Genomic DNA, 13650 nt, shown 5'->3' with positions numbered 1-13650 from the left:
CGGACGCCGTCGTCCCCGTCGCGGAACCATCACACTCCATGCCCCCTTCGTTCGGACCGCTGCTCGCCCGCCCGCGACGGGGAGCCGCCCGGTGTCGGGGCCGCCTCCCCGCGGTAGGCGCGCGCGATCGCCCCGCGGAGCCCCGTCGCGGCATCCGGCCGACGCCGGCCGGGCACCACGGCCTCCGACGCGGGCGCGGGGGCGGGAGCGGTGCCGCCCGCCCCGGAGAGCCCCGCCCGCCGTTCCGCCGCGGCGAGCCGGCTCTCGAACCCGGCGAGGCTCGCCCGCTCCCGCCCGCGGTCCTCCCGGAGGAGCGAGCGCAGCTCGCCGCGGGGCATGCGGGCGCCCAGCAGGCCCTGAAGCGCTTCCTTCCTCCGGCCGAGCTCCGCCAGGCGGTCCGCTCTGGCCGCCTTGACCTCCGGCCGGGCGGCGGCCGCGTCCGCTTCGGCCTCGGCGGACGCCTCGGCGGACGCGGCCTCGATCCGGCGCACCTCGGCGGTGCTGTCGGTGCGGGCGCGGTCGACGAGGGCGCTCCCCTGGGCTGAGGCGAGGCCGACGCCCCGCTCCCCTTCCTTCCGGGCGGCCCGCATGTGCCCGGCGGCCTCGGCGGGGGCGAGGGTGAGCGCCCTGTTCTCCGCGTCGCGGACCAGTGCCCTGCCGGTGCCCTCCGCGCGCTCCACGAGCCCCTCGGCCTCGGACCGCGCGTGCCGGACCGCTTCCGCTCCGCGCGCCCGCGCGGCGCGGACCCGGGCCTCGCCGTCCCGGCGGACGCGCTCCACGTGCTCATCGATCCTGATGCTGCTGCCCACGCCCGCTATGTACGCCTGTGTCCGGGACTCCTCGACCTCCTTGAGCCGTCTCCTGATCCCCAGGTCCCGCATGGGGCTGCCCTCGGCGTCCCGGCCGTCGCCGGCGCCCGGCGGGAGCCCGTGCGGGGGACGCGCCCGCTCCGCGGAACCCCGCTTCAGAAGCGGTCCTGCTTCGCCGTCTGCCATGGCCTGGTCCTTCCGTGGGGGGTGGGTTCGGGCGGGCGCCGCCGTGCTCCGGCCCGCGCCGGCCGGCGGTGCGTGCGGACGTTCACGAGCCGCCCGCCCTTCTCCTGGGGGCGGGGACCCGCACCGGGGCGCGGCGCTGCGCGGGGACCGCCCTCCCCCGGTTGCGTCCGACCGCCCCGCCGAGCCTCAGGCCGGGGCCGCGTCCGGCCGCGCCGCCCAGCCGCAGCCCGGGGATGCGCGGGCGGGGCGCCGGGGTCGCGGCCGGCGAACCGGCCGGCGCGGGGCGCACGGGCGCCGGAGCGGGCCCCAGGCTCTGCTCCGCCGCCGCGATCCTGCCCCGGAACCGGCGGGTCGCCTCCCGCCCCTGGCGGTGGTCCGCGCGCAGGCGGGCGTGCAGGGCGCGCGGCGCCAGGCGCTGCCCGCGCAGGTCCCGCACCTCGGAGGCCCTGCGGTCGAGGTCCGCCAGGCGCTCCGTGCGCGCGGCGTCGATCTCCCGCAGGGCCGCACCCGCACGGGTCACGGCCTGCCGGTTGTCCCGGTCGCGGTCGGCCCGGGCCCGGACCACCTCGGCGTCGGCGGACGCGCGGACGCGGTCCACGACGGCGTCGCCGCGCTGCCGCGCCCGGTCGACGCGCCGGTCGCGGGCCTGCTCGGCGGCGCGCACGCGCGCGTCGGCCTGCGCCGGGGGGAGGTTGCGCGCCTCCCAGCGCGCACGCCGGACACCGGCCTCGCCGGTCCGGCGCGCCTGGTCGGTGAGCCGACCGGCCCGCTCCCGGGCCTCCCCGACCCGGGCGGCCCGGCGCCGCACGGCCTCCCGGACCCGGGCGTCGCCGTTCTCCCGGACGGCGGCCACGCGGTCCTCGACACGCCCCAGGGCCTGTTCGGCCTCCCGGTCCGTCCTCTTCTTCGCGCGTTCGATGCTCGCGAGCCGGGCCCTGATCCGCCAGCGCTGTACCGGGCGGCCCCGCCGGAGCGACCAGCGCAGCACGAGGAAGGAGACCCGGAGGGCGAACCGCGAGAGCCGGGACACCGCTTCGGCCAGGGCCCTGAGCACGGCCCCCAGCAGTTGGAGGATCCAGTCCGCGAACCTCTTCAGGCCCTCGAGCGCGGCGAGGGCCTCCGGGGCGACCTGCCCGCCGCCGTCCGGGAGCCCGGGGGCGGCGGGGGCGCCCCCGGAGGGCCGGGGGGTCAGTCCGGCGGCCTCCTGGGCCAGGGAGGAACCGCTGCGCTCCCGGTCGCGGGAGCGCGTGTGCTCGGGCGGCTGCGCCGCGTCGGCTCCGGCCATGTCCTACTCCTTCTCCGCGACGGCCGCACCGCTGCGGCGGCCGCCGTAGCGCTTGCGGGCCCCGCTGGTGATGAGCGCCTCTGCGGCCTTGATCTCGGCGGAGATCAGGGGGGCGCGGCGGTCCCGGTACCACGGGAGCATCCGCAGGATGGTGGGCTTGGCGGCGGTGGCGAAGAGCAGGCAGTCGCCCTTGTCGATCCGGCGGATGTCCGAGCCCTGGAGGATCTCCTGCCGCCGCAGCTGCACCGAGTGGTTGCCCTTGCCCTCGCCGTAGCTGAAGGACGTGGTGGACACGTCGTGCTGGCCGACGAGCTTGGAGAGGGCGTCCACGATCTTGTGGTCGTCGAGTCCGGCGCCGAACACCTTGACCGTGGCGGCGGACCACATCGCCTCCATGCCGTTCTCCGTCCACACCCGCACGCCCTGGCGGTGGCTCTGGAGGATGGTGACCGGCACGATGCCCCGCGACCCCAGGTGGGAGTACATGTCGGGCAGGTCGGCGATCTTGCAGATGTTCGCGGCCTCGTCCAGGACCGCCACCAGCGGCGGGTCCAGGCGGCCGCCCTGCGCCTCGGAGGCCTGCTCGCCGGCGAGGAAGATCGCGTCCGTGAGCGCGGCGATGAGCGGCGCGGACGCCGCCCGGGACTTGCTGAGCAGGTGCAGGGTCTGCCGGGTGGTGACGAAGGAGCGCGGCTGGAACTCCGGGAAGGGGTCGCCCTCCTGGGGCGTCACCCACCGCATGATCTCGGGGTCGTCCAGGCAGCGGGCGGCGGTGCGCGCCGTGGTGTAGATGCCGTCGCGGGTCTCCGCGACGATGTTCTGCGTCTCGCGCAGGGCCTCGGCGTAGGCGGTGAACCCGTGCTCGAACAGGATGTCCACCGGCTGGGGCAGCTTGGTGTCGTGGAGCCACTCGCCGACCTCCCGCAGCGACCGGCCGTCCAGGGCGGCGGCCAGGATGAGCTGGGAGAGCAGGGCGCGGGCGGCGGGCCCCCACATGTCCTTCTTGGAGTCGTCGTCGATGGTGAGGACGAAGTGCCCGGCGAGCCGGTAGGCGTCCTCGACGCCGCGCACCTCCGCCAGCGGGTCCCACCAGAACTCCTGCTCCTGGTGGGTGATGTGCTGGGGGTCGAACAGCCACACGCGCTCGCCGGTGGTCCGCTGCCGGATGGCCGCCGTCGCCGACCAGACGTCGGCCTTGTTGCTGGTGGCCAGCGCCGCGCCGGGCGCGTCCAGGACGTAGGGGATGGCCATCGCGGTGGTCTTGCCCGCCCGGGGCGCCATGAAGGCGAGGACGGTGTCCTCCCACGAGGCGAACAGGCGCTTGCCGACCCGCTCCCCTCCCATGCGGACGTCCCCGAGGGCCAGGCCCACGTCGGCGTCCCCGAGCGACCGCCCCCGGGACCCGGCCAGGGAGCGCCGCCGCAGGCGGACGGCCTTGTCGGCGGCCTCGGGTCGGGCCAGCTCCGAGACGGTGTCGTTGTCCTTGTTCAGAGCGCCGACCGCGTCCGGCTGCCCGTACAGGGCGTCGCGCAGGCGGGCCAGGGCCCACCACACCGCCGTGACGGACGCGGCGGCCAGGAGGGTGAACACCACGAGGACCGGGACCGTGGGCACGCCCGGCCACACCGCCGCGGTGTCCCGCATCAGGAGGGAGTAGGCCCACAGGGGGCCGAAGGGGGTCACCGTCCCGCCCAGCACCGCCGCCACGAGGCGGGCGGAGAGCCAGAACAGGAAGAACAGGCCGACCACGCCCCAGAGCGCGAGCAGGACCAGCAGGGGCGGCGCGCCCGCCGCGGCCACCCCGCCCTTCACCTGGTACTTCGGACGTTCACGGGCCACGGTTCACTCCCTCCGGATCGCCTGGTCGGTGTCGTACAGGGCGAGCTCGTCACGGGTGAGGGTCATCTGCACCGGGATGCCCAGGCGCTCCGCACCGGTCTTGATCAGGTACTTGCCGCGGCCCGGGTGTCGGGCCCCGGGCTGCCAGGAGTCGGGTGAGGACCAGGAGGAGACCAGCCCCTGTTCGGGGGCGGTCATCGGGGTGATGCGGTTGACGGCCGCGAGCTCGCGCGGCGGCAGGCCCGCCAGGACGGTGATGGCGGAGCGGTCCACGAACCCGCGCGCCTTGGCCCGGTCCTCCTCGGTGGCCAGGGCCTCCAGGTCGTTGAGGGAGTGCGTCACCATGACCGAGGCCATGCCCTTGGAGCGGTTGAGCCGGGTGAGGGAGTCGGCGAACTCCACCAGGCCGGGGGCGCCGCGCAGTGCCCGCCACAGCTCGTCCATGACCCCGATGTAGGAGCGGCGCCGGATGACGCCGTGCTCGGACAGGACCGCGGCGGCGTCCACCATCCCGAATCCGTAGCTCCACGTGCAGAGCATGGCGGCGGTGAGGAGCTTGTCCCCGGCCGCGCCCACGCGGGAGATGTCGACGCTGATCCCCGGGGCCTCCAGGTCGAGCGGTGTCGTGGTCTCGCCGTCGAAGACCCCCGCCAGGGAGCCCGTGCACAGCAGGCGCAGCGTGAAGACGAGGTCGTCGACGCGCTTGTCGTACTGGTCCCGGGTGTCGGCGCGGGCGAACGACCGCAGCGAGTCGGGCCCCTCCTCCACGACGTTGAGCACGTCGATGACGGTGGGCTGGCGCAGGCCGGCGAGCCGCTCGTCCAGCAGGTCGATGGCCGCGCCGAGCACGACCTCCTCGGAGTTGGCGATCCGCCCTTCGCGGACCAGGGTGCACAGCGCCATGAGCAGGGAGATCCGGCGCGAGCGCACCTCCCAGCGCAGCTTCTCCCGCTCCATGTCGGTGAGCCGCCCCATGACCTGGCCCAGGGGCCCGGCGTCGAGCGGGTTGATCCGGTCCAGGCCCCGCCCGATGCGCACCACCTGGCCGCCCAGGTGGGCGATGAGGTCGCTGTAGTCGGGCTTGGTGTCGCCCAGGATGATCGCCTGGGAGCCGAACGACACGGCGCCGGTGACCAGCCGCTTGACGAACGTGGACTTGCCCGTGCCCGGCTGGCCCAGGACGAAGCACCCGGGGTTGGTGATCAGCCCCGCGCGCAGCCACGCCATCGGGTCCAGGCAGACGACCTCGCCCGAGAGCAGGTCGCGGCCGATGGGGGTGCCGATCGCGGGCGGCTTGCTGCTGGTGACGAAGGGGAACAGCCCGCACGCCTGCGCGGTGGTGGCCTGGTACTCCACGACGTTGGGGATGTTGGGCGAGGCCCCGCCGCCCCGGTGGCGCCAGCCGAGCAGGGGGGCGATGACCTCGCGGTCCCGCTCCGCCGACCGGTCGGGCGCGGCCGTCTCCCGCTGCTTCTTGCGCTTGAGCCGCCTGCGCTCCTCGCGCTGCTGGCGGCGCTCCTCCGCCCGGCTCTGCCTGTCGACGATCGCCATCGGTGTCTCCTAACCCATACCGCGCTGGACGAGGAACGGCGGGCACACGCCCAGGGGCAGGGTCGTGGCGAACGCGACGTCCTGGCTGCCCCAGGCCCGGCGCAGCCGGATCCGGGAGGTCTCGGCCGCCGACTCCGTGTGCGCGATCGCCTGCTGCATCTTCTGCTCGTCGTCGACGGTCGCCGTCGTGTACAGGCTCACCTGCACCAGGCCGGCGCCGCGCGTCTCCTCCTGCGCCGCCTGCCGCGCGTAGGCCAGGTCCTGCCGGTCCCGGGCGCTCACCCGGTGGCGCACCCGGAAGGACAGCTCGCTCTTGTACTGGGCGGCGGCGTTCTGCGCCTCCAGGGCGCGGGCCGCCGCGGCCGCCGGCCAGGGCCGGAACAGCAGGGTGGTGCGCTTGACCCAGCGGGTCGGCGAGAGCAGCTCGGCGAGCACCGTGCTGGTGACGTGGGTGCGCGGCGCCTCCTGCCAGATCCACGAGACGCTCGTGCCGCTGTCGTGGGTGTAGCGGTCGTGGTGCGCCTCGGCCTCGACCGGGGTGGCGTCCGTCCAGTCGACGCTGCCGATGCCCTCGGGGGTCTTCTGGAGCAGGGAGCTGAGGTCGTTGAGCGCCGTCGGGTCGTAGGCGGAGCGCACCATCGCGACGAGCTGCTCCGGGGTGGCCCGGCCCAGGACCGAGACGCCCGAGCCCGCCAGGGAGGTCTCGATCTGGTTCAGGTACCCGTTGATCTCGACCGCGGCCTGCATGCGGTCCTTGGGGGCGGTGGGGAACCTCCGCGGGTCGTAGGTGATGCTGACCCGGGTCTCCACCTGGGCGCTGACGGTGGGCGCGTTGACGACGAGGTCGTGCATGATCTTGCGGGCGGCCTCGGGGGAGGCCGGGTCGATCTCCGCCTCGACGCGGTGGCGCAGCGTGCTGCCCGGGTCGGGCCGGGACTCGACCGTCACCGTCACCCACTGGACCCACGGCATGTACCCGAGGGAGGCCAGCCACTGGTGCCAGCCCGCCACCCAGGTGTCGACGTCGGAGGGCTCGGCGAGCCACACCGAGTTGGACGACACCAGGACCGTCGCGGTCATGTGGCCCAGGCGCCGGTTCCAGGCCAGCCCGAACCGGCCGCCCCGGCCGTCCTCGCAGGAGAGCAGGGTGACGGGGGCCAGCACGCCGGGCAGCTGGAAGGCGCGCGGGTGCTCGACCATGACGCCCGCCCGGTAGCGGGTGTGCCCGAGCGCCTTGGCCCACCACCAGCGCAGCCGGGTGAGCAGGAAGCTCAGCAGGGACTCGCCCTGCACCGGCACCGCGGCCAGCACGAACGCCACCGCCATGACCGGCAGCAGGTACAGGGCCAGCCCGGGGGCGAACAGCCCGGCCAGCATCAGCAGGATGAGCCCTGCGAAGAGGACGAGGGTGGCGGTGAGGCCGAGCCCGAAGAGCCCGATGCTGCGGCGCTTGCGCCACCCCCCGTACGTGCGGACCACCTAGACCATCCTTCCGTCGGCTCCGGTGGGCGCGTCCGCGCCCACCGCTCCCCCGGGGCCGGCGGTCGACACCGAGCCCCCCGTGTCCAGGGACGCGCCCTCCGAGACGCTCCCCCCGTACGAGTCGCCGCCCCCCGCGTAGGAGGCGCCCGAAGCGCCGGGGTCGGCCCCGCCGCCCCCGCCGCCCTCGACCGCTCCCGAGGCGGAGACGTAGGACGCCTCGGAGGCCGAGGTCGTCGAGCCGACCGACTCCGACGCGCCCGGGGCCGCCGATCCCGAACCGCCCGGGAGGGCCGAGTCCGCGCCGGCCTGCACCGCCGAATCGCCGCCGGTCCCCTCGGGGAGCCCGGCGTCGCCGGTCCCGTCGAGGGCGCCCCCGGCCTCGGGGGCCCCGGCCGCGGCGAGCCCGGCCGTCGCGGCCGTTCCGGCCCCGGTACCGCCCTGGCCGCCCAGGGTCCCCAGGGCGCCCCGGTCCGCGGCACCGGTCGCCGGGCCGGAGTCGCCGGCCTGCTGCACCCCGCCCCCGCTCCCCCCGTCGAGGTTGCGGGCCACCCCGGAGGCGCGCTCGTTGGCCCCGGCGGCGGCCGCCTGGAGGCCGCCGGACCCTCCGGAGTACGAGGCCGGGGAGCCGTCCGTGCCCCCGCCGGCCCCGGCGGAGGAGCCGCCGCCCTCCGAGGCGCCGCTGCCGCCGCCCCCGCTTCCGCTCCCACCGCCGCCGCCGCCGGTGATGGAACCGATGCCCCCCGCGGTGAGGGCGACCATCCAGACCCCGGCCGAGCCCATCAGGCGCATCAGCACGGGGAGGGAGCCGGTGGCCAGGAGCATCACACCGGCGCCCACCAGGTACGTGGACAGCCCGTTGCTGCTGTCGTCGCCGGTGGTGCCGAGGAGGACCAGCCCGACCAGGTAGATCATCAGCAGCAGCGGCTTGTACAGGATGCAGGCGAACAGCCAGCCGATGACCTTGGGGAAGATCCGCAGGCCGGGCACCATCGTGCTGGCCGCCGCCAGCGGCAGCAGGCAGGCCAGGAGGTAGACGATCGCGTTCAGCACGGACAGGATGACCATCTGCGCGATGAGCCCGAGGATCACGGCGAGGGAGACGAGGTTGGTGAACGCCTGGCGCGCGGCGTCGTTGTCGAACCCCAGGGCGTCCTCGTCGGCGCCCACCCGCATGATGCTGGGGTAGACCTCCCGTGCCGACGAGAGGAGGTTGACCGGCCCCTCGCTGTTGTTCAGGTGCGGCCGCTGCCCCTGGTAGGTCGGCGCGTCGATGATCATCTGGGTCAGCGCGCTGCCGAAGGCCATCAGGACGTAGACGAGGAAGAGCCCGGCGAAGGTCGTGATGATCACCGACAGCAGGCCGCGGACCAGGTCCATCATCGGGTCGAGGCGGCGGGTCCAGAGCAGCCGGACCGCCGCCAGCAGGATGCCCAGGGTCGCCAGGAAGAGCACCAGGGGGTTGAAGATGTTCTGGATGTGGAGCACGCCCTCGTCGACGACGAGCAGGCCGCCCGTGGGCGGTCCGTTCGCGTCGGCGCCGATGGGCGGCCTGCTCCCGCCGAGGATCAGCAGGTCGAACATCCGCTCGGTGACGCCCTGAAGGCTCTCACCGACCCATTCGTCCATGTTCATTCGCCTCGCCCCCTCTCCTCCAGCCGCCCCGGTCCCTCCCGGTCGCGCCGGCCCTCATTCGTCCGTCAGTCCGGGCAGTAGTCCTGCGGGAAGTCGCCCACCTCCCGGTTGGCCTCCACCCAGGCCGGGTACTGCGTGCAGATGTAGTAGCGCTTGACGGCGCCCTCCCCCCGGCCGGCGGCCAGCTGGTACTTGCGCGGGACCTCGTCGAAGTCGTCGATGGCGTCCTTGCACGACTTCGCGGTCTCGTTCAGCAGGCTCGACGGGAGGTTGGCGCAGTGGTAGGTCGCCCAGATCCAGTCGGACCTCCCCATGAGGTCGCGGTCGTCCCCCCGGGGGGTGCAGGGGGAGTGCTCGAAGTTGTTGTGCACGTCCGCGAAGCCCGTGACGAAGCAGTACTCGTAGCAGTCCGCGGCCCCGTCGTAGGTGCACCGCACGTCGTCGGCGCCGGTCAGGGGGAGGGTGTGCGAGAGCTCGGTCCACCGGTCGGAGTCGGGGCAGACGTACGTGCTCGTGTCGGGGTCCCTGAGCCCGCCCTCGCAGGAGCTCTCCTGCTCCCTGGCGGCCTGCTCCTGGACGACGCGCTCGACGAGGTTCCCCAGGTCCTCCTCGGTGTCGTGCCGTGACCCCTGGAGGAGCACCGCGGCCAGGGAGCCCGCGGCGATGAGCAGGATGATCCCGAGGATGACCCAGGGGAGCTCGGCCATGCCGCGCGCGGCGATCCAGGGGTCGCCGGTGAAGTTGGCGTGGATCATCCGCCCGCCGATGATGATCAGCGCGAGGACCCCGACGACCGCGCCGAGGCCGACGACGTAGCCCAGCAGCTCGTTGCCCGCGCGCTCGAACTGCACCAGGGCCGCGGCGGAGTCGATGCCCGTGGCGGCGTCGGAGGCCGCCCGGTCCGAGAACCGGTACGCGGAGTACGTCATCACGTCTTTCCCGTCGTCATGACAGTGCGGTTCACACCCCGAGCAGCGTGGTCACGATGGGGACGGCGACGAGCATCAGCGAGACGCCCATGATGGTCCACAGGGCGCCGCTGACGCCCTCGGCGGCCATCTCGGAGCGGCCCAGCCTGCCGGCGGCCATCTTCCCCGCGGAGTACAGCAGCCCGATGACCCCGACCACGACGACGACCCCCTGGGCGAAGTTGAGCAGTCTCCCGATGGGGTTCCCCGAGGGGTTCTGTTCGCCGTTCTGCGACCAGGCCGGCATCCGGGGTTCGGGGTCCCAGGTCACTTCGAGGGGGAGGGAGGCGGCCAGGTGGGCGGCGTCCGCGAGGACGGCGAGCGCACCCGCCATCAACCGCCGCCCACGTTGGCGACGGCCCGGATCACGGGCACGGCGACGAGCATCAGGGAGATGCCCATGATGGTCCAGACGAGGCCGCCGACACCGTCGGCGGCCAGGTCGGAGCGGCCGAACTTGCCGATGGCCATCTTCCCGGCGGCGAAGAGCACGCCGATGATGCCGATGACGACGATGATGCCCTGGCCCCAGTTGATGGCGGTGCCGATCGGGTCGTCGCCCTCGTCGAAGTCGGGCAGTTTGGGGTCGGTGGTCCACCCGAAGTCCATGGGGACCATGGCCAGGTGGTTGGTCAGGTCGGCCGCGACCTGGAGGTATCCGTCCATGCTCATCCGTTCTCGTCAGCCTGCGGGGTGGGGGGTCCGGACCCCGGCCGCCGCCGTGATCCGGGCCAGGGCCCGGGACGCCTTGCCCGGCAGCTTCACCCTCGCCGCCTCGGCCGCGTCGACGTAGCGCAGGCCCGGGACGAAGGGGAAGCGGATCGGGGGCCCGGTGCGCTCGCCCACCAGGCGCAACCGCGCCGAGGACTCGGGGGGTTCGGGGCCGGAGCCGTCGGCCACGACCACCAGGGCGGCGGGTCGCAGCCCGTTGTGCTCCAGGACGTTGACGACCTCCGCGAGCCGCGTCGTCGCGGTGATGCCGTCCCGGGTGACGAGGACCAGGGGGCGGCCGAAGACGGAGATCAGGTCGCGGTCGGGCGTGTAGGCGCCGAGGTCCCAGGGGGTGCCGAGCAGTGCGGCCAGGGTGGTCGCGCCCGCGCCTCCGTGGCAGCCCAGGACCACGGCCTCCCCGAGACCGCTCCCGGAGGACGCGGTGGAGGCGCCGCGCACGTCATCGGCGTCGATGGGTCGCCTCCTCATCTGGTCCTCCCCGGGTCGCTCGGTCCGTTCCGCCGGAAGGGACGACGGGTCCGACGGGGTTCGGAGAACGTCCCGTCACTCGGAGCCTCGCCATTCGCGACGTCCGAAAATCGGCGTCCGCGGACAGGAGATAACGGACGGTGATGCCGCTGGGCCGGGGCGGGGGTCGAACAGCAGGCCATATATACCGCAAAGGCATAAAACCCCTCAAGTGACCAGTGTCACATTCGTCACTTTGAGCAATGGACCGCATGGACTCTCCGTCGACAATGCGAAAAACAAGCCCCTTTTCTCGGTCACCATACGGAATTCGGAAACTCCGAACCGTGATCGCGCTTGGTCGACCACAACCTTTCGCCAGGAGATCCATTCGGGACTTCTTGCCCGCGAACAATGGAACACTCAAGGGTTTATCTAAAAGTTATCCTCGTTCACGCTGCGTCACCATATCCGGACGCCGTAATCCATTGCCGTACCGGAACGCCCTCTGTATGGATGTACCGGATGTCCAGGAGCGGAACGGCGGGTCCAGCATGAGCGACTTCACCAGCGGTTCACGCGAGAAAACGATCGTGATCGCGATCATCGCGGCCCTGGTCGTCGCCCTCGTCCTGCTGTTCCGGCAGCTCTCGGGCGGTTCCGACGCGGAGGAGCCCGACCCCGGACCCGGAGCGGAGGCCCCGGCGACGCAGGCCCCCGGCGAGCCCGTGGACGACGTCCTGGCGCTCATGCCCCACTCCGAGGACGAGCTCCGCGCCGGCGCCGAGAGCGCTCGGAGCTTCGTCGCCGCCTACACCGAGGTCCGCCCCGAGGAGACCGACGAGGAGCGCCTCGCCCGGCTCTCGCCCCTGGTGTCCGAGGAGTTCTTCGGAGCCGTGGAGGCCCTCGTCATGGGCGCCCCCACCAGCGCCGTCCCCCGGGGGAACCCCCAGGCGCTGCGGTCGGACGCGGTGGTCACCGGCATCCGCAACATCGGGGAGGGATCGGTGATCTTCGAAGTGGAGGCGCGGTTCATGACCGACACCGGGGACGACGGGGGGAACGAGCCCGTGTCGTACGCGGTCACCATGGTCCCCGAGGAAGGGGGCTGGGCCGTGTACGCCTTCCAGGGAGCCGCCGTCGGGGACATCGCGGAGACCGGATGAGCACCCGGGCGCGTACACGGGCGAAGGCGCTGTGGTCCCGGCTGGTCACCCTCGTCCTGCCCGCGGGCGGACGCGACGGCGACCGGGGGTCGGCCGCCCTGCCGCAGGGCGGCGGGGCCGCCCGGGTCGGCGGGGGCGTCACCGCGCTCGCCGTCATGGGGGGCATCGCCTACGCCGCCACGATGTGCGGCCCCACAGGGGCGACGAGCACCGCTGCGGGCGACTTCGGCGCAGCGGCCACACCGGGTGGTGTGATCCAGGCTTCCGCTTCGACCGACTGCTACCGTCCCGCCCCGTCGACGCCGACGACCATCACCATCAGCGCGCACGGGGAGCCGGGCTCCTCGACCAAGACCGTCCGCGTCGACGTCCCCGCCGACATTCTGCGCATACACCGGAGCGCGGCAGAGGCGTACGACCTCCCCTGGGAGCTGATGGCGGCCATCGGGGCCATCGAGACCCAGAACGGCAACTATGTCTCTACCGACCCCCAGTGGCACTCAGGGCTGTGCTGGGGCCAACGCAACCCCTACGGGGCCGCGGGGATCGTGCAGTTCGGTGTCCAGGACCCGGTGACCGGGCAGGTCGGCGGCCGGCTCGGTAACGCGAGCAACGCCTGGGGTGGCAAGCCCGATGAACCGGTCTCGGCGCGCGTGCCCTACGACTACGAGGTCGGCGCGATGCCGTCGAACCCCCGGTACTTCGGTATCGACGGCAACGGCGACGGCACGGTCAACGTCTGGGACCCGTGGGACAACATCACCTCCGGGGCCTTCCGCATCGCCTACTACGCCCGCCAGGCCGAGGAGAAGGGCTCGTCCGCCGTCTGCGGACGGAGCGACCTGACTCCCATGGAGTGCACGGTCTACAAGCACAACCCCACCAAATACCCCCTCAGGTGGTACGTCGACCAGGTCTTCGAGGTCGCCGAGTACTACCGGGACTCGGGGATCGCCCCGACCTCGCCCTCCCTGAACATCGTCCAGGCGTCCTCGGGCTCCTCCGACCGGGAGTGCGAAGGCGGGGGCGGCGCCACGCAGGCGGCGTTCCTCGGGGACGTCGGCGAGGCGCACCGGAGGGCGGTGGAGTTCGCCCGGGCCCAGCTCGGCAAACCCTACGTCTGGGGCGGTCGGGGCCCCGACTCCTTCGACTGCTCCGGGCTCACCCAGGGGGCGTGGCGGGCGGCCGGGGTGCAGATCCCCTGGGTGACGACCACCCAGTGGAACCCGGACCATCCGGACTACCGGGGAGGGACGGCCGAGCGCGTCCAGGAGGGCAGCCTGGACGTCTCCGTCCTCCAGCCCGGCGACCTGCTCTTCTTCCACACCAACCCGGGCGCGGCCAGCCCCTCCCATGTCGGCATCTACGCCGGCGGGGGCATGATGGTCCATGCGGCGAACTCCCGCAAACCCATCGAAGAGGTCCCCCTGGACTCGCAGTACTACCGCTCCTCCTACATCGGCGCCGTGCGGATCACCCCGGACGGCGACGGACCGGACTCCATGCAGGTGTGACCCCCCGCCCCCGCTCCCCGCAACCGCACCCGATCACAA

At 73.6% G+C, this 13650-nt stretch carries 12 protein-coding genes; 2 read left to right on the top strand and 10 right to left on the bottom strand.

The features are described from left to right. Nucleotides 1-29: 29 nt before the first annotated feature. The 10 genes from ACFVNO_RS25780 to ACFVNO_RS25735 form a co-directional block, all read right to left on the bottom strand. Complete coding sequence (locus tag ACFVNO_RS25780) at nucleotides 30-995, bottom strand: hypothetical protein (protein ID WP_355257373.1); 966 nt, start codon at nucleotides 993-995, stop codon at nucleotides 30-32. Between the two features lie 82 nt (nucleotides 996-1077). Then, entirely contained in the window at nucleotides 1078-2280 is a 1203-nt protein-coding gene (locus ACFVNO_RS25775) for a hypothetical protein (protein ID WP_355257376.1), read from the bottom strand. A gap of 3 nt (nucleotides 2281-2283) precedes the next feature. After that, entirely contained in the window at nucleotides 2284-4119 is a 1836-nt protein-coding gene (locus tag ACFVNO_RS25770; protein ID WP_355257379.1) for a type IV secretory system conjugative DNA transfer family protein, read from the bottom strand. A gap of 3 nt (nucleotides 4120-4122) precedes the next feature. Further along, on the bottom strand, nucleotides 4123-5670 hold the full coding sequence (locus tag ACFVNO_RS25765; protein ID WP_220564443.1) for a hypothetical protein: 1548 nt from the start codon (nucleotides 5668-5670) through the stop codon (nucleotides 4123-4125). 9 nt (nucleotides 5671-5679) lie between these two features. After that, entirely contained in the window at nucleotides 5680-7149 is a 1470-nt protein-coding gene (locus tag ACFVNO_RS25760; protein ID WP_355257385.1) for an SCO6880 family protein, read from the bottom strand. Beyond that, complete coding sequence (locus ACFVNO_RS25755; protein WP_378896267.1) at nucleotides 7150-8784, bottom strand: hypothetical protein; 1635 nt, start codon at nucleotides 8782-8784, stop codon at nucleotides 7150-7152. Nucleotides 8785-8849: 65 nt separating this feature from the next. Continuing rightward, nucleotides 8850-9713, bottom strand: coding sequence for a hypothetical protein (locus ACFVNO_RS25750; RefSeq protein WP_378896264.1), 864 nt, complete (start codon nucleotides 9711-9713; stop codon nucleotides 8850-8852). A 31-nt stretch (nucleotides 9714-9744) separates the two neighbouring features. Next, on the bottom strand, nucleotides 9745-10086 hold the full coding sequence (locus tag ACFVNO_RS25745; RefSeq protein WP_355257394.1) for a hypothetical protein: 342 nt from the start codon (nucleotides 10084-10086) through the stop codon (nucleotides 9745-9747). After that, nucleotides 10086-10424, bottom strand: a complete 339-nt coding sequence (locus tag ACFVNO_RS25740) for a hypothetical protein (RefSeq protein ID WP_355257397.1) — start codon at nucleotides 10422-10424, stop codon at nucleotides 10086-10088. Before ACFVNO_RS25740 ends, ACFVNO_RS25745 begins: the two co-directional genes overlap by 1 nt. 9 nt (nucleotides 10425-10433) lie before the next feature. Then, nucleotides 10434-10952, bottom strand: a complete 519-nt coding sequence (locus tag ACFVNO_RS25735; RefSeq protein ID WP_355257400.1) for a hypothetical protein — start codon at nucleotides 10950-10952, stop codon at nucleotides 10434-10436. Between the two features lie 491 nt (nucleotides 10953-11443). On the opposite strand from ACFVNO_RS25735, the gene ACFVNO_RS25730 reads away from it, so the two are divergent. After that, a complete protein-coding gene (locus ACFVNO_RS25730) occupies nucleotides 11444-12097 on the top strand; it encodes a hypothetical protein (protein WP_355257403.1) in 654 nt (217 codons plus the stop codon). Further along, nucleotides 12094-13611 carry an NlpC/P60 family protein gene (locus tag ACFVNO_RS25725; protein ID WP_378896259.1) on the top strand — a complete coding sequence of 506 codons (1518 nt, stop codon included), beginning with the start codon at nucleotides 12094-12096 and terminating at the stop codon, nucleotides 13609-13611. Before ACFVNO_RS25730 ends, ACFVNO_RS25725 begins: the two co-directional genes overlap by 4 nt. Nucleotides 13612-13650 lie beyond the last annotated feature (39 nt).

The sequence above is a fragment of the Nocardiopsis sp. NPDC057823 genome (genome assembly GCF_042797335.1).
Lineage (GTDB): Bacteria > Actinomycetota > Actinomycetes > Streptosporangiales > Streptosporangiaceae > Nocardiopsis > Nocardiopsis changdeensis.
The sequence above is the reverse complement of the archived record's forward strand: the minus strand, read 5'-3'. Positions and strand labels throughout refer to the sequence as shown.